General features: G+C 67.6%; 17 protein-coding genes and 1 tRNA gene. 8 read left to right on the forward strand and 10 right to left on the reverse strand.

Annotated features, from left to right (window positions below):
• Positions 1–29: 29 nt before the first annotated feature.
• A tRNA-Arg gene (locus tag LGM42_RS11905) sits at positions 30–104 on the reverse strand.
• A 147-nt stretch (positions 105–251) separates the two neighbouring features.
• Positions 252–434, reverse strand: coding sequence for a rubredoxin (locus LGM42_RS11910; protein WP_006478164.1), 183 nt, complete (start codon positions 432–434; stop codon positions 252–254).
• 198 nt (positions 435–632) lie between these two features.
• Between LGM42_RS11910 and LGM42_RS11915 the strand changes: the two genes are divergently transcribed.
• The 5 genes from LGM42_RS11915 to LGM42_RS11935 all read left to right on the forward strand — a co-directional run bounded on the left by LGM42_RS11915 (position 633) and on the right by LGM42_RS11935 (position 8,727).
• A complete protein-coding gene (locus tag LGM42_RS11915; RefSeq protein ID WP_059583762.1) occupies positions 633–1,037 on the forward strand; it encodes a DUF4399 domain-containing protein in 405 nt (134 codons plus the stop codon).
• Positions 1,038–1,267: 230 nt separating this feature from the next.
• Positions 1,268–3,253 (forward strand): ATP-binding cassette domain-containing protein, encoded by a 1,986-nt coding sequence (locus tag LGM42_RS11920; protein WP_179231736.1) that lies wholly within the window; start codon positions 1,268–1,270, stop codon positions 3,251–3,253.
• A 220-nt stretch (positions 3,254–3,473) separates the two neighbouring features.
• Positions 3,474–5,456: a DNA topoisomerase IV subunit B gene (parE, locus tag LGM42_RS11925; RefSeq protein WP_059583758.1), complete on the forward strand. Its 1,983-nt coding sequence runs from the start codon at positions 3,474–3,476 to the stop codon at positions 5,454–5,456.
• Positions 5,457–5,683: 227 nt separating this feature from the next.
• Positions 5,684–8,005: a DNA topoisomerase IV subunit A gene (parC, locus tag LGM42_RS11930; RefSeq protein ID WP_059583757.1), complete on the forward strand. Its 2,322-nt coding sequence runs from the start codon at positions 5,684–5,686 to the stop codon at positions 8,003–8,005.
• 263 nt (positions 8,006–8,268) lie between these two features.
• Positions 8,269–8,727, forward strand: a complete 459-nt coding sequence (locus LGM42_RS11935) for a CopD family protein (protein ID WP_059583755.1) — start codon at positions 8,269–8,271, stop codon at positions 8,725–8,727.
• 51 nt (positions 8,728–8,778) lie between these two features.
• Here LGM42_RS11935 and LGM42_RS11940 read toward each other — a convergent pair whose 3' ends face one another.
• Positions 8,779–9,663, reverse strand: a complete 885-nt coding sequence (locus tag LGM42_RS11940; protein ID WP_059583754.1) for a LysR family transcriptional regulator — start codon at positions 9,661–9,663, stop codon at positions 8,779–8,781.
• 112 nt (positions 9,664–9,775) lie between these two features.
• Between LGM42_RS11940 and LGM42_RS11945 the strand changes: the two genes are divergently transcribed.
• Positions 9,776–10,222, forward strand: coding sequence for a multidrug/biocide efflux PACE transporter (locus LGM42_RS11945; protein WP_226232288.1), 447 nt, complete (start codon positions 9,776–9,778; stop codon positions 10,220–10,222).
• Positions 10,223–10,267: 45 nt separating this feature from the next.
• Here LGM42_RS11945 and LGM42_RS11950 read toward each other — a convergent pair whose 3' ends face one another.
• The 7 genes from LGM42_RS11950 to LGM42_RS11980 form a co-directional block, all read right to left on the reverse strand.
• Entirely contained in the window at positions 10,268–11,473 is a 1,206-nt protein-coding gene (locus tag LGM42_RS11950; protein WP_226232289.1) for a chromate transporter, read from the reverse strand.
• A 203-nt stretch (positions 11,474–11,676) separates the two neighbouring features.
• The gene (locus LGM42_RS11955) at positions 11,677–14,016 is read right to left on the reverse strand and encodes an EAL domain-containing protein (RefSeq protein ID WP_124659339.1); all 2,340 of its coding nucleotides are present in this window, start codon (positions 14,014–14,016) and stop codon (positions 11,677–11,679) included.
• A gap of 216 nt (positions 14,017–14,232) precedes the next feature.
• Positions 14,233–15,117 (reverse strand): PhzF family phenazine biosynthesis protein, encoded by an 885-nt coding sequence (locus LGM42_RS11960; protein WP_059583750.1) that lies wholly within the window; start codon positions 15,115–15,117, stop codon positions 14,233–14,235.
• Between the two features lie 13 nt (positions 15,118–15,130).
• On the reverse strand, positions 15,131–15,589 hold the full coding sequence (locus tag LGM42_RS11965) for a RidA family protein (protein WP_006478174.1): 459 nt from the start codon (positions 15,587–15,589) through the stop codon (positions 15,131–15,133).
• Positions 15,590–15,632: 43 nt separating this feature from the next.
• On the reverse strand, positions 15,633–16,826 hold the full coding sequence (locus LGM42_RS11970; protein ID WP_226232290.1) for a PLP-dependent aminotransferase family protein: 1,194 nt from the start codon (positions 16,824–16,826) through the stop codon (positions 15,633–15,635).
• A 151-nt stretch (positions 16,827–16,977) separates the two neighbouring features.
• Positions 16,978–17,886 carry a DMT family transporter gene (locus tag LGM42_RS11975; RefSeq protein WP_226232291.1) on the reverse strand — a complete coding sequence of 303 codons (909 nt, stop codon included), beginning with the start codon at positions 17,884–17,886 and terminating at the stop codon, positions 16,978–16,980.
• A gap of 54 nt (positions 17,887–17,940) precedes the next feature.
• On the reverse strand, positions 17,941–18,633 hold the full coding sequence (locus LGM42_RS11980; protein WP_226232292.1) for a VOC family protein: 693 nt from the start codon (positions 18,631–18,633) through the stop codon (positions 17,941–17,943).
• A 239-nt stretch (positions 18,634–18,872) separates the two neighbouring features.
• On the opposite strand from LGM42_RS11980, the gene LGM42_RS11985 reads away from it, so the two are divergent.
• Entirely contained in the window at positions 18,873–20,333 is a 1,461-nt protein-coding gene (locus LGM42_RS11985) for a PLP-dependent aminotransferase family protein (protein ID WP_226232330.1), read from the forward strand.
• A gap of 158 nt (positions 20,334–20,491) precedes the next feature.
• A complete protein-coding gene (htpG, locus tag LGM42_RS11990; protein WP_060010264.1) occupies positions 20,492–22,390 on the forward strand; it encodes a molecular chaperone HtpG in 1,899 nt (632 codons plus the stop codon).
• Positions 22,391–22,398: the final 8 nt, after the last annotated feature.

Raw genomic sequence — 22,398 nt, forward strand, 5'->3', positions numbered from 1 at the left:
TGAATCTTGGGGGAGGTTTGGGGCATGACTGGTCCCCCCGACAGGAATCGAACCTGTATCTAGCGCTTAGGAGGCGCTTGTTCTATCCATTGAACTACGGGGAGAGCCAAGTCCGGACAATCGCGCGAAAAACGCGAACCGGACGGCGGAGTGGACAGCGCGCAGAGTATAGCAAACGCGCGGCGCGTCGGCGGGGCGGAATGCACCCGCGACGCGCATAACGCGAGATTACCCGCGATCGAGGCAGAAAATCAGAAATCGACGACGACGAAATCTTCCTTGCCCACGTCGCACAGCGGGCAGCGCCAGTCGGCGGGAATGTCGGCGAAACGCGTGCCGGCCGGGATGCCTTCGTCGGGCAGCCCTTCCGCTTCGTTATAGACCCACCCGCAAATCAGGCAGACCCAGCTCTGGTATTCGGTTACTTCACTCATGTTGCGCTCGGGATAATGGAATTCGGCGATGCCGTCCGCAGCCCTCGCCAGCGGACGAAACGCGCAATGGTACCGGAATTTCGCCGAACGCCAGCGTAACGTCGTTTTAAACGTACGCATCGCGAACAACCGGCGCCATCGCGTCGGCCGGGCATGCGGTGTATGCTTCGTGGGCCTGTCAATCTGAAGGAGGAAACGATGCTCAACAGAAAGTGGATCGCGGGTGCAGTCTGTGTCGCGGCGATGGCCGTATCGACGCTCGCGCGCGCCGAAGCGCGTGTGTTCTTCGTCGAGCCGAAGGACGGCGCGACGGTGTCGAGCCCCGTGCACGTGAAGTTCGGTCTCGAAGGCATGGCGCTCAAGCCGGCCGGCGACATGACGCCGGATACCGGTCATCATCACCTGCTGATCGACGGCAAGCCGGTGCCGAAGGGCGACGTGATTCCGGCGACCGACCATTCGCTGCATTTCGGCAAGGCCCAGACCGAAACCGACGTAAAGCTGCCGCCCGGCCAGCACACGCTGACGCTCCAGCTCGGTGACGGCGCGCACCGTTCCTACGGTCCCGAATTGAGCTCGACGATCACGGTCAACGTGAAATAACCGCGGATTCCGCGCTGGCGCCCACGGCGCCGCGCGCGGGGTCCGCCGATCGGCCGGCCGCGGGCATCCGGCCGGCATTCGCCCGTTTCCGCGGGCATGCAAACCGCGGCCCGCCTCCGCACCGGAAGCCGGCCGCGCCTTGCTCACGGCACCGCGCCGACACGCTTCAAGCGCGCCCCGCGGCGCTCGTCCATCCAGCCGAGCCGATGCCAGCCTCCGCGCCCGGTACAATGGGCGCTTCCGATTTCTCTCTTCGCCGTTTCCCCATGTCGCTCTATTCCATTACCGGCGCGCAGCTCGCGTTCGGTCACGTCGCGTTGCTCGATCACGCGGATTTCTCGCTGGAAGCCGGCGAGCGGGTCGGCCTGATCGGCCGTAACGGCGCGGGCAAGTCGTCGCTGCTGAAAATCGTCGCCGGTCTTGCCAAGCCCGACGACGGGCTGATCACGCGCCAGCAGGAGCTCGTGACCGTCTACGTGCCGCAGGAGCCCGAGTTCGAGCCGGGCGCGACGGTGTTCGACGCGGTCGCGTCGGGGCTCGCGCATACGCGCGAACTGCTCGAAGAATACGATTCGATCGCGCACCGCCTCGCGGAGATACCGGAAGGCGCCGAGCACGATGCGCTGCTCGCGCGGATGAACGCGCTGCAGTCGTCGCTTGACGCGCACGACGCATGGAACTGGCGCACGCGCGTGTCGATGACGCTCGCGCAGATCGGCCTGCAGGACGGCGACGCCAGCGTCGACGCGCTGTCGGGCGGGATGCAGAAGCGCGTCGCGCTGGCGCGTGCGCTGGTGCTGCAGCCGGACGTGCTACTGCTCGACGAACCGACCAACCACCTCGATTTCGACGGCATCCGCTGGCTCGAGGAGTTGCTCGTCGCGCAGCGCGCGGGCCTGCTGTTCATTACCCACGATCGCGCGTTTCTCGATCGCGTCGCGACGCGCATCGTCGAGCTCGATCGCGGCCGGCTGCTGTCGTATCCGGGCAATTTCTCGGCATACCAGACGCGCAAGGCGCAGCAGCTCGAAGTCGAGCGCGTGGAAAACGAGAAGTTCGACAAGCTGCTCGCGCAGGAAGAAGTGTGGATCCGCAAGGGCGTCGAAGCGCGCCGTACGCGCAGCGTCGGGCGCATCGCGCGGCTCGTGCAGATGCGCAACGAGCGCGCGGAGCGCCGCAATGCGCAGGGCAACGTGAAGCTCGACGTCGCGCAGGGCGAGAAGTCCGGCAAGATCGTCGCGGAGCTGACCGACGTGACGAAGCGCTACGGCGGCCGCACGGTGGTCGACCGCTTCTCGACGACGGTGATGCGCGGCGACAAGATCGGCTTCGTCGGCCCGAACGGCGCCGGCAAGACCACGCTGCTGAAGTTGATCCTCGGCGAGCTGAAGCCCGACGAAGGCACGGTGCGCACCGGCACGAACCTGCAGGTCGCGTATTTCGACCAGATGCGCGCGCAGCTCGACCAGGAAAAGAGCCTGGCCGATACGATCAGCCCCGGCAGCGAATGGGTCGAGATCGGCGGCGTGCGCAAGCACGTGATGAGCTATCTCGGCGATTTCCTGTTCGCGCCGGAACGCGCGCGTTCGCCGGTGAAGTCGCTGTCGGGCGGCGAGCGCAACCGGCTGCTGCTCGCGCGCCTGTTCGCGCGTCCGGCCAACGTACTGGTGCTCGACGAACCGACCAACGACCTCGACATCCCGACGCTCGAACTGCTCGAAGAGCTGCTGGCCGACTACGACGGCACGGTGCTGCTGGTCAGCCACGATCGCGCGTTCCTCGACAACGTCGTGACCTCGGTGATCGCGGCGGAGGGCGACGGCAAGTGGCGCGAATACGTCGGCGGCTTCACCGACTGGCAGATCCAGAGCGAGCGCTCGGAGCAGCTCGCGCAGCAGGAAGCGGCGAAGCGCGCGGTCAAGGAAGCGGCGCCCGCGAAGGACGAACCGGCGAAGAGCGCGGCCGGCCGCAACGCGCAGCGCACGGTGAAGCTGTCGTTCAACGAGCAGCGCGAACTCGATTCGCTGCCGGAGAAGATCGCCGCGCTCGAAGCGGAGCAGAAGACGATCAATGCGCAGCTCGAGGACGGCGCGATTTTCGCGAAGGATCCGCAGGAAGGCACGCGCCTGACCGAGCGGTTCGCGGCGATCGACGACGAATTGCTCGCCGCGCTCGAACGGTGGGAAACGCTCGAGGCGAAGCGCAAGCCGGCGTGACGCGCACGGCGCGCGCCGATCCCGAGATTGGCGCGCCACGCGGAACCAGTAAAATACCGCGCGTCCAGGGTCGCGCCGCGCACGCCGCGCGCCCGCTTTCGGAGCAGTCCAAGCACACCGTTGTTTCGATTCGCTTTTTTACGGAACTCAACGTTTTGTCCACGACGTTATCCACACGAGGTGTGGACAACGTCCCGATGAATGACGAAATTCAGCGCCTATGTCAACGAAGAAACCCAGCGCGGCCTATAGCGAAGCATCGATCAAGGTGCTCAAGGGTCTCGAGCCGGTCAAGCAGCGGCCCGGCATGTACACCCGTACCGAGAATCCGCTGCACATCATCCAGGAAGTCATCGACAACGCGTCCGACGAGGCGCTCGGCGGCTACGGCAAGCAGATCACGGTCACGCTGCATGCGGACCAGTCGGTCTCGGTCGAGGACGACGGCCGCGGCATCCCGTTCGGCATGCATCCCGAAGAAGGCGTGCCGGTCGTCGAGATCGTGTTCACGCGCCTGCACGCGGGCGGCAAGTTCGACAAGGCCGCGGGCGGCGCCTATACGTTCTCGGGCGGCTTGCACGGCGTCGGCGTGTCGGTGACGAACGCCCTCGCGACGCGTCTGGACGTGACGGTCTGGCGCGACGGCAAGATCGCCGAGCTCGGCTTCGCCGACGGCGACGTCGTGAAGCCGCTCGCCACGCAGGCGGCGGGCCGCGGCGAGAAGAAATCCGGCACGCGCGTGCAGGTGTGGCCGAATCCGAAGTACTTCGATTCGCCGAACCTGCCGCTCGGCGAGCTGCAGCGCCTGCTGCGCTCGAAGGCCGTGCTGCTGCCGGGCGTCGAGGTCGTGCTCGTCAACGAAAAGACGGGCGAGCGCCAGACCTGGAAGTATGAAGACGGCCTGCGCGGCTACCTGCTCGACGAAATGAACGGCAGCGAGCTGCTGATCCCGCTGTTCGAAGGCGAGCGCTTCGCCGACTCGCGTTCGACCGACGAAACCTTCGCCGAGGGCGAGGGCGCGTCGTGGGTCGTCGCATGGAGCGAGGAAGGCTCGCTCGTGCGCGAGTCGTACGTGAACCTGATCCCGACGCCGGCCGGCGGCACGCACGAGTCGGGGCTGCGCGACGGCCTGTACCAGGCGGTGAAGAGCTTCGTCGAACTGCACAACCTGCAGCCGAAGGGCGTGAAGCTGCTCGCGGAAGACGTGTTCGCGCGCGTGTCGTTCGTGCTGTCGGCGAAGGTGCTCGATCCGCAGTTCCAGGGGCAGATCAAGGAGCGGCTGAACAGCCGCGACGCGGTGAAGCTCGTGTCGTCGTTCTCGCGTCCGGCGCTCGAACTGTGGTTGAACCAGCACGTCGAGCACGGCAAGAAGCTCGCCGAACTCGTGATCAAGCAGGCGCAGGCGCGCACGCGCGCGGGCCAGAAGGTCGAGAAGCGCAAGAGCTCGGGCGTCGCGGTGCTGCCCGGCAAGCTGACCGATTGCGAGACGGAAGATATCGCGCGCAACGAACTGTTTCTCGTCGAGGGCGACTCGGCGGGCGGCTCCGCGAAAATGGGCCGCGACAAGGAATACCAGGCGATCCTGCCGCTGCGCGGCAAGGTGCTGAACACGTGGGAAACCGAGCGCGACCGCCTGTTCGCGAACAACGAGGTGCACGACATCTCGGTCGCGATCGGCGTCGATCCGCACAGCCCGGACGACACCGTCGACCTGTCGAACCTGCGCTACGGCAAGATCTGCATCCTGTCGGACGCGGACGTCGACGGCTCGCACATCCAGGTGCTGCTGCTCACGCTGTTCTTCAAGCATTTCCCGCAACTGATCGAGCGCGGCCACGTGTACGTCGCGCGCCCGCCGCTGTTTCGCGTCGATGCGCCCGCGCGCGGCAAGAAGCCCGCGCAGAAGCTCTATGCGCTCGACGACGGCGAGCTCGAAGCGATCCTCGACAAGCTGCGCAAGGACGGCGTGCGCGACACGCAGTGGAGCATCAGCCGCTTCAAGGGGCTCGGGGAAATGAGCGCCGAGCAGCTGTGGGACACGACGATGAATCCCGACACGCGCCGCCTGATGCCGGTGAAGCTCGGCGAGCTCGACTACGAGGCGACCGTCGCGCGGATGACGATGCTGATGGGCAAGGGCGAGGCAGCCGCGCGGCGCGGCTGGCTCGAGGAAAAGGGCAACGAAGTCGAAGCGGACATTTAGTGCAGTGTTCGACGCCAATCGGCACTGATGCGCGGCAGCTTCGCGCCCGTGGCGGCGTCGCAAATCCTCGCGATGCGTCTGGCATCCGCTGCGGTTTGCTTCTTGCCACGAACGCGCATCCGCTGGCGCATCAGCACCGCTTGACATCGAACACTGCACCGCCGCTTCCGCGCGGCCGGGCGTGACGCCCGGCCCGGCCTCACGCCACTTACGAATACGGAATTCAGATGGACGACAATACTTCCGATCTCTTCGCCAGCCCCGACGCGCCCGAGAGCGACGCGCTGACGCTCGGCAACTACGCGGAGCAGGCATATCTCAGCTACGCGGTCAGCGTCGTGAAAAGCCGCGCGCTGCCCGACGTGTGCGACGGCCAGAAGCCGGTGCAGCGCCGGATCCTGTTCGCGATGAACGAAATGGGCCTGGGGCCCGACGCGAAGCCGGTGAAGTCGGCGCGCGTGGTCGGCGACGTGCTCGGTAAATACCACCCGCACGGCGACCAGTCGGCGTACGACGCGCTCGTGCGGCTCGCGCAGGATTTCTCGCTGCGCTATCCGCTGATCGACGGGCAGGGCAACTTCGGCTCGCGCGACGGCGACGGCGCGGCGGCGATGCGTTACACCGAAGCGCGGCTCACGCCGATCTCGAAGCTGCTGCTCGACGAAATCGACCAGGGTACGGTCGACTTCATGCCGAACTACGACGGTTCGTTCGAGGAGCCGAAGACGCTGCCGAGCCGCATGCCGTTCGTGCTGCTGAACGGCGCATCGGGCATCGCGGTCGGCCTCGCCACCGAAATCCCGTCGCACAACCTGCGCGAAGTCGCGGCCGCGGCGGTCGCGCTGATCCGCAATCCGAAGCTTACGCACGCGGAGCTGATGAACCTGATTCCCGGCCCGGATTTCCCCGGCGGCGGCCAGATCATCTCGAGCGACACCGAAATCTCGGCGGCGTACGAAACGGGCCGCGGCAGCCTGAAGGTGCGTGCGAAGTGGAAGATCGAGGATCTCGCGCGCGGCCAGTGGCAGCTCGTCGTGACCGAGCTGCCGCCGAACACGTCGGGCCAGAAGGTGCTCGAGGAAATCGAGGAGTTGACCAATCCGAAGCTCAAGCTCGGCAAGAAGACGCTGACGCCCGAGCAGCTGAACACGAAGAAGGCGATGCTCGACCTGCTCGACGCGGTGCGCGACGAGTCGGGCAAGGAAGCGGCGGTGCGGCTCGTGTTCGAGCCGAAGTCGCGCACGATCGACCAGACGGAATTCGTGAACACGCTGCTCGCGTACACGAGCCTCGAATCGAACGCGACGCTGAACCTCGTGATGATCGGCGCCGACGGCCGGCCGGGCCAGAAGGGCCTGCTGACGATCCTCGACGAATGGGTGAAGTTCCGCCAACTGACGATGACGCGCCGTTGCCGCCATCGTCTCGCGAAGGTCGACGATCGCATCCACATCCTCGAAGGGCGGATGATCGTCTTCCTGAACATCGACGAGGTGATCCGCATCATCCGCGAGTCGGACGAGCCGAAGGCCGCGCTGATGAGTGCGTTCGGCCTCAGCGAGCGGCAGGCCGAGGATATCCTCGAAATCCGGTTGCGCCAGCTCGCGCGGCTCGAGAAGATCAAGATCGAGAAGGAACTCGAAGGGCTGCGCGACGAGAAGGCGAAGCTCGAGGAACTGCTCGCGAACGAAAGCGCGATGAAGCGGCTGATGATCAAGGAGATCGAGGCCGATGCGAAGCAGTACGGCGACGATCGCCGCACGCTGATCCAGCAGGAAAAGCGCGCGACGTTCGAGGCGAAGGTGGTCGACGAGCCGGTGACTGTCGTCGTGTCGCAGAAGGGCTGGGTGCGCGCGCTGAAGGGCCACGGGCTCGATCCGGCCGGCTTCACGTTCAAGGCGGGCGATCACCTGTACGCGGCGTTCCAGTGCCGCACGCCGGATCGCCTGATCGCGTGGGGCAGCAGCGGCCGCGTGTACTCGGTCGACGTGGCGGTGCTGCCGGGCGGGCGCGGCGACGGCGTGCCGGTCACGTCGCTGATCGAGCTCGAATCGGGCTCGCACCTGATGCACTACTACGCGGCGCCGGCCGACCAGCAACTGCTGCTCGCGTCGAGCAACGGCTTCGGCTTCCTCGCGAAGGTCGGCGACATGGTGAGCCGCGTGAAGGCCGGCAAGTCGTTCATGACCATCGATGCGGGTGCGGTGCCGCTCGCGCCGATGCCGGTGCTGCCGAACGCGACGCAGGTCGCGTGCCTGTCGAGCGGCGGGCGCCTGCTCGTGTTCGGGATGGACGAGATGAAGACGCTGTCCGGCGGCGGGCGCGGCGTGATCCTGATGGCGCTCGACGACAAGGAAACGCTCGTGCAGGCGCTGGCGATCGATCCGGCCGGCGTCGTGCTGATCGGCACGGGCCGCGGCGGCAAGGTGCAGGACGAGACGCTGTCGTACGCGGGGCTCGCGCCGCACATCGGCAAGCGCGCTCGCAAGGGCCGCGCGCCGGACACGAAGCTCAAGGTCGTCACCGAGCTGCGTCCGCTGCTCGGCTGACGTCGCGCGGTCGTCCGGTTCGTCCGGAACATCCGGTTCGGCCGCGGTCGCAGGCCGCACGTCCGCTTCGGCGGGTGTGCGGCTTTTTCTTTTGGGCGAGGGATTCGGGTAAGCAAGCGTGGCGCTGTCACGCGGAATTTGCAAAATAGTGTGAAATCGCGCCGAGGGCCTGAACCGCCGCGCGGCTGGCGGGTCGAACGTCGCTTGATGCCGCGTGCGACGCGGCCGTTCGCTGCACCCCCACTCATCACAGGATCGTCCCCATGTCCCACGCCGTTGCCGTCGCGCTGTTTCTTCATCTGCTGGCCGTCGCCGTGTGGGTGGGCGGGATGGTCTTCGCACACTTCTGCCTGCGCCCGGCGCTGTCCGACTTGTCGCCGCAGCTGCGCTTGCCGCTGATCGAGGGCGTCTTCGGCCGCTTCTTCAACTGGGTTTCAGGGGCCGTGATCGTGATCCTGCTGTCCGGCGGCTTCCTGCTGATGAGCTTCGGCGGCGCGCATGCGACGTGGTCGCTGCACGCGATGGCTGGGCTCGGCGTCGTGATGATGCTGATCTTCGGGCACATCCGCTTCGCGCTGTTTCCGCGCATCCGCCGTGCGGTGCAGGCGCAGAACTGGCCGGACGGCGCGCGCGCGGTGAACGCGATGCGCCTGCTCGTCGTCGTGAACCTCGTGCTCGGCGTCGTCACGATCGGCGCGGCCGTGCTGTCGCGCGGTTTCTGACCGGCCGGCGTCAGGCCGCTGCCCTTCGTCGCGGGCCGACGGCACGCACCGCTACGCGGCCAGCATCGCATCGAGCAGCCATGAACCGGCCGGGCCGAGCGGCCGGTTGCGCGACCAGACCGCGTCCACCCGCACGCGGCGAGGCCACCCGCGTGCACGCAGCTCGCACAGGCGGTCGCGCGCGAAGTGTTCGACCATCCAGCGCGGCAGCTCCGCCCAGCCGAACCCCAGTACCGCCATCTCCAGCAGCATCAGGTAGCTCGGCGCCAGCCAGTGCTGCGTGCCGACGACGATCCGGTCGTCGGTGCCGCGGCCTTCGGTCGTCACGTAGGTATTGAGGCGCAGTTCGCGCACGTCGCGCAGCGCCGCATGCGGCACTTCGGCGTCGCCGTATTCGGCGAGCGCATGCGTGCGGCCGACGAACAGCCCGATCTCCGATTCCTCCGCCACCGTCGCCGCGCCGATATCGGCCGGGTAGGCCGCGCGGGCGGCCATCAGCCCGAGTTGCGCGCGGCCTTGCTGGATCAGGTCGAGCACGTCGTCGTGCTCGGCGATCTGGCATTCGAGTTCGAGCGCCGGAAAGCGCCGTTCGAGCGCCATCAACGTTTCCTCGTAGCGCTTCGACTGGTACGTATCGGACACGACGAGCGTGAGCCGCGCTTCCTCGCCGCGCGCGAGCCGGGCGGCCGTGCGATCGATCGCCGCGCTGGCCTCGAGCGCGCGCTGCACCTGCGGCAGCAGCGCGCGACCGGCCTCGGTCAGCGTCGGCGCGCGCGTCGAGCGATCGAACAACTGCACGCCGAGATCGATTTCGAGATTCGCGATCGCTTCCGACACCGTCGACTGACGCTTGCCGAGCTTGCGTGCGGCGGCCGTAAACGAGCCGAGCAGCGCCGCTTCGACGAAGGCGAGCAGGGCTTCGGGGGCGTGGTGCATGCGGTGCTCCGGGCAGTGTTATATCGGTAAAACCGATGATATCAAACTGGATTGGCACGGTATCGCCGATCAGAATGGCCGGCATGGATCAGCTAACGCATGGGAGCGCATCATGAAACAGGTCAACAAAACGGTGACGGAGCGCCTGCTGCACGCGCTGACGTTCGAACTGGTGGCGATCGCGCTGTGCGCGCCGATCGGCGCGTGGCTGCTCGATATGCCGGTGTCGCACGTCGGCGTGCTGACGGTGATGGTGTCGCTGATCGCGATGGCGTGGAACATGACCTTCAACGCGCTGTTCGACCGCTTCGAGCGGCGCGCCGGGTTGTCGCGCACGCTCGGCATGCGGATCGCGCACGCGGTGACGTTCGAGCTCGGCCTCGTCGCGATGGTGGTGCCGGTTGCCGCGTGGTGGCTGAACGTGAGCCTCGTCGAGGCGCTGCTGCTCGACCTCGGCATCGTGCTGTTCTTCCTGCCCTACACGTTCTGCTTCAACCTCGCGTACGACGCGCTGCGTGCCCGCTGGATGGCACGCCGGGTCGCCGTGCAGGCCGGTTGAGGCGGCAACGCGGGCCGCGCCGGGCAGGGCGACGGCCGCCGCCCGTCAGTGCGCGGCCCACTGCCACACGCTGCATGCGACGGCGACCGCGCCATACACGGCATAGACGGGCACCTTGAGGCGCGTGAAGCACAGCGTCGCGAAAGCGCCCGTCAGCCAGTAAACGGGGTCGGCCGGCTCGCGATGCAGGATCTTCACGACGGCGACGACGAGAAAGCCCGTCGTCGCCGCGCGCAGCAGGCGCATCCCGTGCTCGAAGCGCGAATGGCGCTTGAGCCGGAGCAGGTGGTTCTGCGCAAATACGACGAGGCATCCCGACGGAATGAACAGCGCGGCCGTGGCGAGCAGCGCACCGATCCAGCCGTCGGTCAGGTAGCCGAGAAACGGCACGACGTTCAGCAGCGGCCCCGGCGCGACCGGCGACAGCGCGAAGGCCAGCGTGAAGTCGTGATCGGAGATGCCCGTCGCCGGCGACACGAACAGCGTCTTGAGCACCGGCAGCGCGGAGAAGCCGCCGCCGAACAGCGTCATGCCGGCGCCCGCGAGGCGCGGCCAGAGCAGGTCCGCCTGGTAATCGCCCGGCAGCGGCACCGCGAACAGCACGACGAGCACGCCGAGCAGCACGAGCAGGCCGCGGTCGCGTTTCGACAACGTGAAATCGACCGCGTCGCGTTGCGACGGGCCCGTCAGCCAGCCCGCTGCAAACGCGGCGAACAGAATCCCGACGAAAGCGGCCGGACTATGCGCGAAAGCGAGCAGAATCGTCGATAGCGCGGCGATCGTCTGTTCGAACCGCGTGCGCGCGAGCGAGCGCACCTGCTTGACCCACGTGACGCCGATCAGCGCGGCGAGCACCATCCCGAAGTGATTGATCAGCACCGGCGCGGCGAGCGAGCGCACGAGCGGCGTCTGATAGAAGATTGCGAACAGCGTCATCAGGATCGAGAACGGCAGCACGCTCGCGATGCCGGCGACCCATGCGCCGGCGCGACCGTGCAGCGTCTGGCCGACCTGCACGGCGACGTTGCAGCCGACAGGACCCGGTACGAGCCATGCGAGTGCGACGAGATCGCCGAAGACGTGCGGCTCGATGCGCTGCAGCCGCTCCACGTAGTGGCGTTCGAGTTGCGCCATCATCGAAAGCCCGCCCCACGAGACGGCCGAAATGCCGGCGACGACCTTGAACAAGGCCCATAGGGATGCGGGTGCCTCTTCGACACGCGCGGTCGCTTCGACTTCGACGGTTGTCATGATTGTGTGGTTGGCGCAGGGCCGGATCTTTCGCGTAGGGCCGTGCCGGCGGCCCGCCGACACGTCGGCCCTCCCGATTGTCCGCCGCGCATCGTGACACTACCATGCGCGAAAACGCTAGTTAATGAACTAAACGATCGGATCGGAAAACGTAACAATTGCGGCGGCGCGCAACCCGCGCCGCGGCGGCAGCGGTGTGGTGTTCAGCCGCCCGTGCTGCCGGTCGCGCGTTGCACGACGACGTTCGGACGCTCGCCGCGCACGCCGAAGCGTGCGATCAGCGCGGGAATCGCGTCGGCCGGCACCGGGCGCGAGAACAGGAAGCCCTGTGCCTCGATTTCGCCGAGTGCGGACAGCCACGTGATCTGCTCCTCGGTCTCCGTACCCTCGACGACGACGGTCAGCCCGAGCGAGCGCGCAAGATGCACGATCGACGACACCATCACGCACACGCTGCGATCGTTCGGAATCGCCTGCACGAACGAACGGTCGACCTTCAGCGTGTCGACGGAGAAGCGGTGCAGGTACGACAGCGACGAATAGCCGGTGCCGAAATCGTCGAGCGCGATCCGGATGCCGAGCTTCTTCAGCGCGACGATCTTCTCGGACACGAGTTCCGGATATTCCATCATCGCGGTTTCGGTGATCTCGATCTCGAGCCGGTTCGCGTCGATGCCGGTGTCGTGCAGCGCCTGCGAGATCGTCTCGATCAGGTCGCCGCGCCAGAACTGCACGGGCGAGATGTTGACCGCGAGCGTCAGCGTGTCGTGGCCCTCGTCGCGCCAGCGCGCGATCTGCTCGCATGCGGTGCGGATCACGAAGTCGCCGATCGGCACGATCAGGCCGGTCGATTCGGCGATCGAAATGAATTCGTTCGCGGAGATCACGCCGTGCTCGGGATGGTCCCATCGTGCGAGCGCCTCGAAGCCGGTGATCGTGCGGTGCGTGAGGTCGATCTTCGGCTGGTACGCGAGGAACAGCTGCCCCTCGGCAAGCGCGACGCGCAATTGCTGTTCCCAGCGCATCAGGTGGTCGGCGCGATGCGACAGGTGCGGCGCATAGAACTGGTAGCAGTTCTTGCCGGCGTCCTTCGCGCTGTACATCGCGAGGTCGGCCTTTTTCAGCAGGTCGATCTCGCTTTCGTTCGCGACGGTGTGCAGCGCGATGCCGATGCTCGCATGCAGCACGAACGAGCTGCCGCGTACGTCGAACGGCTCGCTGAACATCCGGATGATCGCTTCCGCGAGCCGCACCGCGCGCCGCTCGACGTCGTCGCCCTTCATCACGACGACGAACTCGTCGCCGCCGATGCGCGCGAGCGAGCCTTCGTCGCCGACCGCATCGGCCAGGCGCGACGCGGTCATCTGCAGCACGATGTCGCCGGCGTTGTGGCCGAGCGTGTCGTTGACGGTCTTGAAGTTGTCGAGATCGATGAACAGCAGGCCGAGCCGCGACAGGCTCGCGGGCATCGACACGTCGTTGCGCAGCCCGCGCAGCGTCGCATAGCGGTTCGCGAGGCCGGTGAGCAGGTCGTATTCGGCAAGCTGGGTCATTTCGCGCTCGCGGCCGAGCAGCTTGCCGATCAGGCCGGTCGCGACGCCGAAGAACGCGAGCATCGCGAGCGTGATGAAGCTCGTCATCAGCAGGTAAACGTTGCGCGTGTGGGTGTAGTCCGCGAACTCTTCCGTCTGCGACAGCCCGACCATCACCGCGAGCGGGTAGCCGTCGAGGTGGCGGTACGACACGATGCGCGTCACGCCGTCGATCGGATCGATGATCGTGCCGGTCACGCGCTCCGCGATCGGGTAGACGCCCGACGCGGAGAACGCGCCCGGCGCGTTGTTCACCGAGCCCGTGCGCCGCGCGAGCACGGCGCCCGTGTCGGACACGACCGCGATCACGCCTTCCTTGCCGATGGCCGCGTTGTTGTAGAAATCGTTCGTGAAGTAGCTCGGGTCCTCCGACACCACGACGATGCCGGCGAAGCTGCCGTCCGGATTGTTCAGGCGCCGCGTCATCTGCAGCGTCCAGTGGCTCGACACGCGGCCGAGCACGGGCTTGCTGATGAAGAGGCGATCGTCGTTGTGCGCGAGGTGGACCTTGAAGTGCTCGCGGTCGGACAGGTTGATCGGCTGCGGATGGAGTTCGGCGGTGTTCGCGAACAGGATGCCCTTCGCGTTGACGAGCGACACCTGGATCAGCGTATCGCTCGGCACGACGCCTTTCTCGACGGCGCTCGCGAGATTGAAGCGCGCCGGCGATTTCTCGAATTCGAACTTGACGAAGCGGGTGATCTGGTCGACCTGGTGGATCGCCTTGACCGTATGCTGCTCGAGCGCGGACGACAGGATCGCCGCGGAAGCGGCCGCTTCCTTGTACGCACTGTCCTTTTCAACGGACAGGCGCGCGATGATCACGGCCCACAGCAGCGCGAGCGCCAGCATCCCGAGCAGCGGGATGGCAAACAGCGCACGCCGGCGCGACTTGCGCGGCGCGCGCAGCGGCCGGTTCGGCGGCGTGTGGTTGGACCGGGCGGAGCTCATCGAAGAGGGTGGCGTCCTGCTCGCGTGCGCCATCCGTCTGGATGGCCGGCTATGGTTCGGATTGTCCCGACGTCTGTTCGTTCGCGGGACGCGCAACCATGGACAGACCTCCGAAACAACGGATTAGGCCCGATATTACTGGTTGGAACGTTTTTGCGATAGTTGGGCAAAGCGCGGGGCGCCGGACGCGCCCGTACCATCGCACATCGCGAAATGTCAGTGGGGGGAACGGAACGTGCCGTCGACGACCGTGACGACTTGGCCGCCGATCCAGGTCGTGCCGTCTTCGTCGTAGCGGACGAAGACGCGGCCGTCGCGGCCGATCGCCGTGCCCTGGCGGGCCGTATACGACGGGCCGGGGCGGCGTTCCTGCCGCGTCAGCAGCCCGGCCAGCGCGGCGTTCGCGCTCCCGGTGACGGGATCCTCGCCGGGCGTGCCGAACGTGCCGCCCGTCATCAGGCAGCGGATCTCGAACGTCGCGGGCCCGCCTTCGGCGTGCGGTGCATAGGCGGCGAGGCCATCCACGCCGTAGCGGCGGGTCAGCGCCGCCAGTGCGGCCGGGTCGGGCGACAGGCCGATGCACGCGTCGGCCGACTTCAGCCGCACGACCAGCCATGGCGCGCCGTTGTCAACCGCGCACGGCTCGGCATCGAGGTCGAGCGCGTCGCTGCGCAGCGCGGCGGCCAGTGCCGCGTAGTCCGAACGGTCGAGCGGCGTGACGCGCGCCGGCGGCGCGGCGAACGCCCAGCCGCCGGCCTGCTCGCGCAGCGCGACCCGGCCGACCCCGCACTGCTGGATCAGCCGGCCCGGCGTGCGCGGCCGCGCGCCGCTTTCGAGGAACGCGTGCGCGGTGCCGAGCGTCGGGTGGCCGGCGAACGGCAGTTCGCCGCCCGTCGTGAAGATCCGCACGCGATAGTCGGCTTCCGGATCGGTCGGCGTGCAGAGGAACGTCGTTTCCGACAGGTTCGTCCAGCGGGCGATCTCGAGCATGGTGTCGTCGCCGAGCGAATCGGCGTCGAACACCACGGCGAGCGGATTGCCCTTGAACGGCGCCGACGTGAACACGTCGACCTGCTTGAAGCGAACCGGACGGCCGGCCATCGCGACGCGCGCGTTACGCGACTTCGGCGATCAGTTCGATCTCGACGCACGCGCCGAGCGGGATCTGCGCGACGCCGAACGCCGAGCGCGCATGCTTGCCCGCGTCGCCGAACACTTCGGCGATCAGCTCCGACGCGCCGTTCGTCACGACGTGCTGTTCGGTGAAGTCGAGCGTCGAGTTGACGAGGCTCATCAGCTTGACGATGCGCGTGACCTTGTTCAGGTCGCCGGTGTGCGCGTGCAGCGTCGCGAGCAGGTCGATCGCGATCGAGCGGGCGGCCGCCTTGCCGTCTTCCGTTTGCAGATCCGCGCCGAGCTTGCCGGCCCAGACCTTGCCGTCCTTCTTCGCGATGTGGCCCGACAGGTAGACCGTGTTGCCGCTTTGCGCGCTCATCACGTAGGCGGCGGCCGGTGCGCCGGCGGTCGGGAGCTCGATGCCGAGCGACTTCAGTTTGTCGTAGACGTTAGCCATGCGTTCGATTCCTCGTAGAGAGTCGTGACAGGGAAAAAGGGGATCAGAGGCGCTCGCCGAGGCGCTCGCGCAGCAGCTTGCCGAGGCGCGCGACGCCTTCCTCGATCTTCTCGGGCGGCACCGTCACGAACGAGAGGCGCAGCGTGTTCTGCTGCGCGTTCTCCGCGAAGAACGGCGCGCCCGGCACGAAGGCGACATGGTTGTCGACGGCCGCGGCGAGCAGCTTCATGCTGTCGATCTGCGCGGGCAGGTTCACCCAGATGAACATCCCGCCTTCGGGGCGGTTCCACGTGACGCCTTCCGGCATGTGGCGCGCGAGCGCGCCGAGCATCGCGTCGCACTGCGCGCTGTACAGCTCGCGGATCGTCGGGATGTGCTCGTCGAGGAAGCCGTCCTTGATCACTTCGTGCGCGATGCGCTGCGTGAGCGTCGGCGTGTGCAGGTCGGTGGCCTGCTTGGCCTGCACGAGCTTGAAGTGAAGCTCCTCGGGCGCGATGATGTAGCCGATCCGCAGGCCCGGCGCGAGCACCTTCGAGAACGTGCCGAGGTGCACGACGTGGTCGGGCGCCATCGACAGCATCGTCGGCAGCGGCTCGCCCTGGTAGTTCAGCGCGCCGTACGGATCGTCCTCCAGCACCGGGAACGGGCTCGTCTGGGCGAACGCGGCGAGCGCGCGGCGGCGCTCGACGGGCAGGCGGCGGCCGGTCGGGTTCTGGAAGTTCGGCTGCGCGTACAGCAGGCGCGCGCCTTGCGTGAGTTCGGGCGTGAGGCCTGCCGGCAGCAGGCCCTGCTCGTCGGTCGGCACCTGCACGTAGCGCGGCTCGTACAGCGAGAACGACTGCAGCGCGCCGAGGTAGGTCGGGGTTTCGACGAGGACCGGGCTGTTCGGGTCGATCAGCGCCTTGCCGAGCAGGTCGAGCGCCTGCTGCGAGCCGGTCGTGATCAGCACCTGCGACACGCGCACGCCGTAGCGCTCGGCGATCCACTCGCGCAGCGGCAGGTAGCCTTCGGTCGCGCTGTACTGGAGCGCGGCGGCCGGCGCGTCGCGCAGCACACGGTCGGCGGCGGCGCGCATGCGTTCCGCCGGGAACGTCGCGGGAGCGGGCAGGCCGCCGGCGAACGAGATGACCTCGGGGCGTTCCGTGACCTTCAGGATCTCGCGGATCGCAGAGCTCGTCAGCTTGCGGGCGCGTTCGGAAAGCTGCCAGTGCGGCGGATGCAGGTCGCTCGGATTCATAGTCTCCTCGTTCGGATATCGTGGTCAGTCAAGAAAGGTCGTTCGGGCGGATCGCTTCGACGCCGCCGGGTGGGCAGTGCGGGCACGATGAAGCCTTCGCGGCTGGGTAGGCAATACCGATCAGGCAAAACGTCCATTATGGCGCACCTCATCAGCCGGCGCGAGCGGGGCGCGGTGCCGTGGCCACCGCCGAGCGGCGCCCGAGCACCACGGTCGCGATCACGGCCGTCGCGAACAGCCACGTGGACGGCGTGACCGTTTCGCCGAACAGCAGCGCGGAAAAGGCGATCGTGAAGAAAATCTGCAGCAGCTGCACCTGGCCGACGCGCGCGGTGCCGCCCATCGCGAGCCCCGCGTACCACGCGAAAAAGCCGATGAATTGCGAAAAGAGGGTCACGTACCCGAACGCGAGCCACGTGCGCAGGGCGAGCGGGCCCGGATGCGCGGCGTGCTGCGTCCACGCGAGCCAGCCGACCGGCACCACGAGGAACGGCGCCGACACGACGAGCGCCCAGCAGATCACCTGCCAGCCGCCGATCTGGCGCGCGAGGCGCGCGCCTTCCGCATAGCCGAGCGCGCCGATGCCGACCGCGACGAGCATCAGCGCGTCGCCGGCCTGCACGGTGCCGCCGCCGTCGCGCAGCGCGAACGCGATCACGAGCGCGCTGCCGGCCACCGCGCTGGCCCAGAACGCCTTCGACGGCCGTTCGTGCGACAACCACGCCGCGTACAGCGCGACGAACAACGGTTGCAACCCGTTGACCACCGCGCCGTGCGAGGCCGGCACCGATTTCATCGCCCAGGCGGAGAACACCGGATACGCGGTGATCACGCCGGCCGACGTGATCGCGAGGCTCTTCAGTTGCGCGCGGGTCGGCAGCGGCTCGCGGCGCCACCACAGCAGCAGGCCGGCCGGCACGGCGGCGGCGAGCGCGCGGCCGAGGCCGTTGAGCAGCGGATTGAGTTCGGATACGACGATCCGCGTCATCGGCAGCGTCAGGCTGAAGATCATCACGCCGATGAGGCCGAGCAGCATGCCCCGGGTTTCGCGCGAATTCATTCGTGGGTGTCTCCGTCTTGCAGGGTGTGTGTAATGGAACGGGCGTCAGCGAGCTCAGCGCAGCGTGCGCGTGCCCTGCGGCGTGTCGAATTCGGCGACGAGCGCGGGCGGGCCGTCGGTGGATTCGACGTCGAGCAGGTGCGCGGCGCCGAGCCAGTCGAGTTGCTCGCGGACCGTATCCGCACGCGGATGGGCGCCCTTGAGCGCCTTCAGCGCGACGCCGTCGTTCGGCAGCGAGTCGGCCGGATGGCGCGGGCTGTCCCACTGGATCAGCGACGGCACGAGGCCGTCGCCCGCGCCTTGCCATGCGGGGAAGCTGCCGTCGTCGGGCACCGTGAGGCCCCAGCTCAGGTCGCCGCGCCGCATCGCGACGACGGGCGCGATGCGGGCCGGGTACTGGCGCTGCCACAGCGCAAGCTGGCGCGGGCGGTCGACGCGGGCGACCCAGTGCGCGAGAAACGGGCCCTGCGCGAGCCGAGCCTGAATCGCCGGATCGTCGAGCCCGAACAGCCGCGCGCGCGGCGGCTTCGCATCGTCGCCCGGCGCGGGCGCATCCGAGTCGATCGCGATCACTTCGAGGTAGAGCCCGCCCCATGCGCCGAACAGCGCATTGTGGGTCCGCATCAGCGGGTGGCGGCCGCCGCCGGCCGGTTCGATGCCGAGCGCGTCGGCGACATGGCGCACGCCTTCGTCGAGGGTGCGCGCGGCAATCACGAGATGGTCGAGTGTCAGGGAGCGGGCTGGCATGAGCGTCGGTCGGGAAGCGAAAGTGTCATGGTAGGCGGACGACGTACCGGGCGGGGGCCGGGCCGGCCGGCGCACCGGCCGCGACGCGGGCCGGCGGGCGCGGCGCCTGGTATGGCGCGGCCGGAACGGCGGCCGCACGATCGCCATTCCGGTCAACTGTAATCGTCGCTACCGGCACAGTAACGGTACAATCGGCGCGATAGCCTTCGGTACAGTTGGAGCCGCCGCCCATGTCCACCATGTCCACCGTCCCACTCGCCCAGATTCCCGCGCCGCACGACACCGCCACGCTCACGCTCGTCGACCAGCTGGTCCAGTGGGCGCGGCGGCGGATCGACGAACGCGTGTTCCGTCCCGGCATGCGCATGCCGTCGATCCGCAAGCTCGCGCTCGACAAGGGCGTGTCGCGCTTCACCGTCGTCGAGGCCTACGAGCGCCTCGTCGCGCAGGGCTACCTCGACTCGCGGCGCGGCTCCGGCTTCTACGTGCGCGAGCGCACGGGCGCCGGCCCGCAGCCGGCCGACGGCGTCGCGCGCGTGGCCGAGGCCGCGCCCGTGCACAACACGATCGACGTCGTCTGGCTGCTGCGCAACATGCTGCACACCGTCAGCCCGGAGAAGGGCCCGGGCCTCGGCTACCTGCCGGGCCGCTGGCTCGACGGCGAGCTGATCACCGGCGCGCTGCGCGCGCTCGGGCGTCAGTCGGGCGCGCAGATGCTCGGCTTCGGCACCGCGCAGGGCTTCCTGCCGCTGCGCCAGCAACTGCAGACGCGTCTGGCCGAAGTCGAGATCGGCGCGAAGCCCGAACAGATCGTGCTGGTGTCGGGCATCACGCAGGCGATCGACCTGATTTCGCGGATCTACATGCGGCCGGGCGATGCGGTGATCGTCGGCGATCCGGCATGGTTCCAGATGTTCGGCCGGTTCGCGGCGCAAGGCGCGCAGCTCGTCGGGATGCCGTATACGCCCGACGGCCCCGACCTCGACGCGCTCGAAACCCTGGTGCAGATGTGGCGGCCGAAGATGCTCGTGATCAACTCGGTGCTGCAGAACCCGACCGGCACGTCGCTGTCGGCCGCGCAGGCGTTCCGGATCCTGAAGCTCGCGGAGGCCTACGATTTCCTCGTCGTCGAGGACGACGTGTACGGCGACCTGTGCCCGCCGAGCTATCCGGCCACGCGCCTCGCGAGCCTCGACCAGTTGAAGCGCGTGATCTATCTCGGCAGCTATTCGAAGACGCTCGCGGCGAACCTGCGGGTCGGCTACGTGGCCTGCGCGCCGGAAATCGCGAAGGCGGTGACCGACCAGAAGATGCTGGTCGGGATGACCACGCCCGAGCTCAACGAGCGCGTGCTGTACAAGATCCTGACCGAAGGGCATTACCGGCGCCACGTCGAGCGGCTGCGCGCGCGGCTCGACGGCGTGCGCGACAAGACCGCGCGGATGCTCGAGCGCACGGGGCTCGGGCTCTTCACGATGCCGGCGGCCGGGATGTTCCTGTGGGCCGATACGAGCGTCGATTCGGACGCGCTCGCGGCGGTCGCGCACGAAGCCGGCTTCCTGCTGACGCCGGGCAGCCTGTTCTCGCCGCAGCAGTCGCCGTCCACGTGGATGCGCTTCAACGTCGCGAATTGCGGCGATCCGGCGCTGCCGGGGCTGCTGGCGGGCTATATCGACTCGGCGGTGCGGCGCGCGTCGTGACGCGGAATGGGGGGCCGGCTCTTGAAATGCCGCGCGCCGTCCCCAGATACGCGCGCAAACCGCTGGCGCCAGGCGGTCATACGTCACGGGTCCGCCGGCATCGCGCGCCGGGCGCCGGCGTCACCCCTTTTCAGTTCAAGTAAGAGGAAACAGCATCCATGGCACATGAAACGATGAGCTTTCAGGCAGAGGTCAAGCAACTCCTCCACCTGATGATTCATTCGCTCTACAGCAACAAGGAAATCTTCCTGCGCGAACTGGTGTCGAACGCGTCCGACGCGGCCGACAAGCTGCGTTTCGAAGCGCTCGCGGACAACGCGCTGTACGAGAACGATCCGAACCTACGCATCCGCATCGGCTTCGACAAGGCCGCGCGCACGATCACGATCGACGACAACGGTATCGGCATGAGCCGCGACGAGGCGATCGCGAACCTCGGCACGATCGCGCGTTCGGGCACCAAGGAATTCTTCACGAAGCTGTCGGGCGACCAGCAGAAGGACGCGGCGCTGATCGGCCAGTTCGGCGTCGGCTTCTACTCGGGCTTCATCGTCGCGGACAAGATCACCGTCGAGACGCGCCGCGCCGGCCTGCCGGCGAACGAGGCCGTGCGATGGGAAAGCGCCGGCGAGGGCGATTTCACGATCGACGCGATCGAGCGCGCGCAGCGCGGCACGACGATCACGCTGCACCTGCGCGAAGGCGAGGACGACTTGCTGTCGTCGCACCGCCTGAAGTCGATCATCCAGAAGTACTCCGACCACATCGCGCTGCCGATCCTGATGCGCAAGGAAGAGTGGGATCAGGAAAAGGGCGAGATGGTCCTGAAGGACGAGGACGAAACCGTCAACCAGGCGAGCGCGCTGTGGACGCGTTCGAAGAGCGACGTCACCGACGAGCAGTACACGCAGTTCTACCAGCACATCGCGCACGATCACCAGGATCCGCTCACGTGGACGCACAACCGCGTCGAGGGCCGCAGCGAATACACGCAACTGCTGTTCGTGCCGGCGCACGCGCCGTTCGACCTGTGGAACCGCGATTATCGCGGCGGCCTGAAGCTGTACGTGAAGCGCGTGTTCATCATGGACGACGCCGAGCAGCTGCTGCCGCAATATCTGCGGTTCGTGAAGGGCGTCGTCGATTCGGCCGACCTGCCGCTGAACGTGTCGCGCGAGATCCTGCAGGAAAGCCGCGACGTGAAGGCGATCCGCGAAGGCGTGACCAAGCGCGCGCTGTCGATGCTCGAGGAACTCGCGAACGCGGAAGACGACGCCGGCAAGGAGAAGTACAAGACGTTCTGGCGCGCATTCGGCCAGGTGCTGAAGGAAGGCGTCGGCGAGGATCACGCGAACCGCGAGCGCATCGCGAAGCTGCTGCGCTTCGCGTCGACGCACGGCGACACCGACGCGCAGGACGTATCGCTCGCCGACTACGTGTCGCGCATGAAGCCCGAGCAGAGCAAGATCTACTACGTGACCGCCGATACGTGGCAGGCCGCGAAGAACAGCCCGCATCTGGAAGTGTTCCGCAAGAAGGGCGTCGAGGTGCTGCTGCTGACCGATCGCGTCGACGAATGGATGCTGTCGTTCCTGCATGAGTTCGACGGCAAGCCGCTCGCGAGCGTGGCCCGCGGCGATCTCGATCTCGGCGAGCTGAACGACGAGGAAAAGAAGGCGCAGGAGCAGGCCGGCGAGGCGATCAAGCCGGTCGTCGAGAAGATGAAGGAAGCGCTCGGCGACAAGGTGAAGGAAGTGCGCGTCACGTTCCGCCTGACCGATTCGCCGTCGTGCCTCGTCGCGGACGACAACGACATGAGCGGCTACCTGCAGCGGATGCTGAAGGCGGCCGGCCAGAACGCGCCGGCGATGCAGCCGATCCTCGAGATCAATCCCGAGCACGCGCTCGTGAAGCAGTTGAATGCCGACAGCGCCGATTTCGGCGACTGGTGCCATCTGCTGTTCGATCAGGCGCTGCTGGCCGAAGGCGGCATGCTCGACGATCCGGCGAGCTTCGTGAAGCGGACCAACGCGCTGCTGCTGTCGCGCGCCGCGTGAACGCGCGC

This window comes from Burkholderia sp. AU39826 (assembly GCF_020419965.1).
In the GTDB taxonomy this organism is placed as follows: domain Bacteria; phylum Pseudomonadota; class Gammaproteobacteria; order Burkholderiales; family Burkholderiaceae; genus Burkholderia; species Burkholderia semiarida.

What these genes read in the sequence shown, in the direction of transcription:
- LGM42_RS11985 (WP_226232330.1), top strand. Translation starts at nt 18,873, where the DNA reads ATGTCCACCGTCCCACTCGCCCAGATTCCCGCGCCGCACGACACCGCC.
- htpG (WP_060010264.1), top strand. Translation starts at nt 20,492, where the DNA reads ATGGCACATGAAACGATGAGCTTTCAGGCAGAGGTCAAGCAACTCCTC.
- LGM42_RS11915 (WP_059583762.1), top strand. Translation starts at nt 633, where the DNA reads ATGCTCAACAGAAAGTGGATCGCGGGTGCAGTCTGTGTCGCGGCGATG.
- parE (WP_059583758.1), top strand. Translation starts at nt 3,474, where the DNA reads ATGTCAACGAAGAAACCCAGCGCGGCCTATAGCGAAGCATCGATCAAG.
- LGM42_RS11935 (WP_059583755.1), top strand. Translation starts at nt 8,269, where the DNA reads ATGTCCCACGCCGTTGCCGTCGCGCTGTTTCTTCATCTGCTGGCCGTC.
- LGM42_RS11980 (WP_226232292.1), bottom strand. Translation starts at nt 18,633, where the DNA reads ATGCCAGCCCGCTCCCTGACACTCGACCATCTCGTGATTGCCGCGCGC.
- parC (WP_059583757.1), top strand. Translation starts at nt 5,684, where the DNA reads ATGGACGACAATACTTCCGATCTCTTCGCCAGCCCCGACGCGCCCGAG.
- LGM42_RS11970 (WP_226232290.1), bottom strand. Translation starts at nt 16,826, where the DNA reads ATGAATCCGAGCGACCTGCATCCGCCGCACTGGCAGCTTTCCGAACGC.
- LGM42_RS11910 (WP_006478164.1), bottom strand. Translation starts at nt 434, where the DNA reads ATGAGTGAAGTAACCGAATACCAGAGCTGGGTCTGCCTGATTTGCGGG.
- LGM42_RS11975 (WP_226232291.1), bottom strand. Translation starts at nt 17,886, where the DNA reads ATGAATTCGCGCGAAACCCGGGGCATGCTGCTCGGCCTCATCGGCGTG.
- LGM42_RS11945 (WP_226232288.1), top strand. Translation starts at nt 9,776, where the DNA reads ATGAAACAGGTCAACAAAACGGTGACGGAGCGCCTGCTGCACGCGCTG.
- LGM42_RS11955 (WP_124659339.1), bottom strand. Translation starts at nt 14,016, where the DNA reads ATGAGCTCCGCCCGGTCCAACCACACGCCGCCGAACCGGCCGCTGCGC.
- LGM42_RS11920 (WP_179231736.1), top strand. Translation starts at nt 1,268, where the DNA reads ATGGGCGCTTCCGATTTCTCTCTTCGCCGTTTCCCCATGTCGCTCTAT.
- LGM42_RS11950 (WP_226232289.1), bottom strand. Translation starts at nt 11,473, where the DNA reads ATGACAACCGTCGAAGTCGAAGCGACCGCGCGTGTCGAAGAGGCACCC.
- LGM42_RS11960 (WP_059583750.1), bottom strand. Translation starts at nt 15,117, where the DNA reads ATGGCCGGCCGTCCGGTTCGCTTCAAGCAGGTCGACGTGTTCACGTCG.
- LGM42_RS11965 (WP_006478174.1), bottom strand. Translation starts at nt 15,589, where the DNA reads ATGGCTAACGTCTACGACAAACTGAAGTCGCTCGGCATCGAGCTCCCG.
- LGM42_RS11940 (WP_059583754.1), bottom strand. Translation starts at nt 9,663, where the DNA reads ATGCACCACGCCCCCGAAGCCCTGCTCGCCTTCGTCGAAGCGGCGCTG.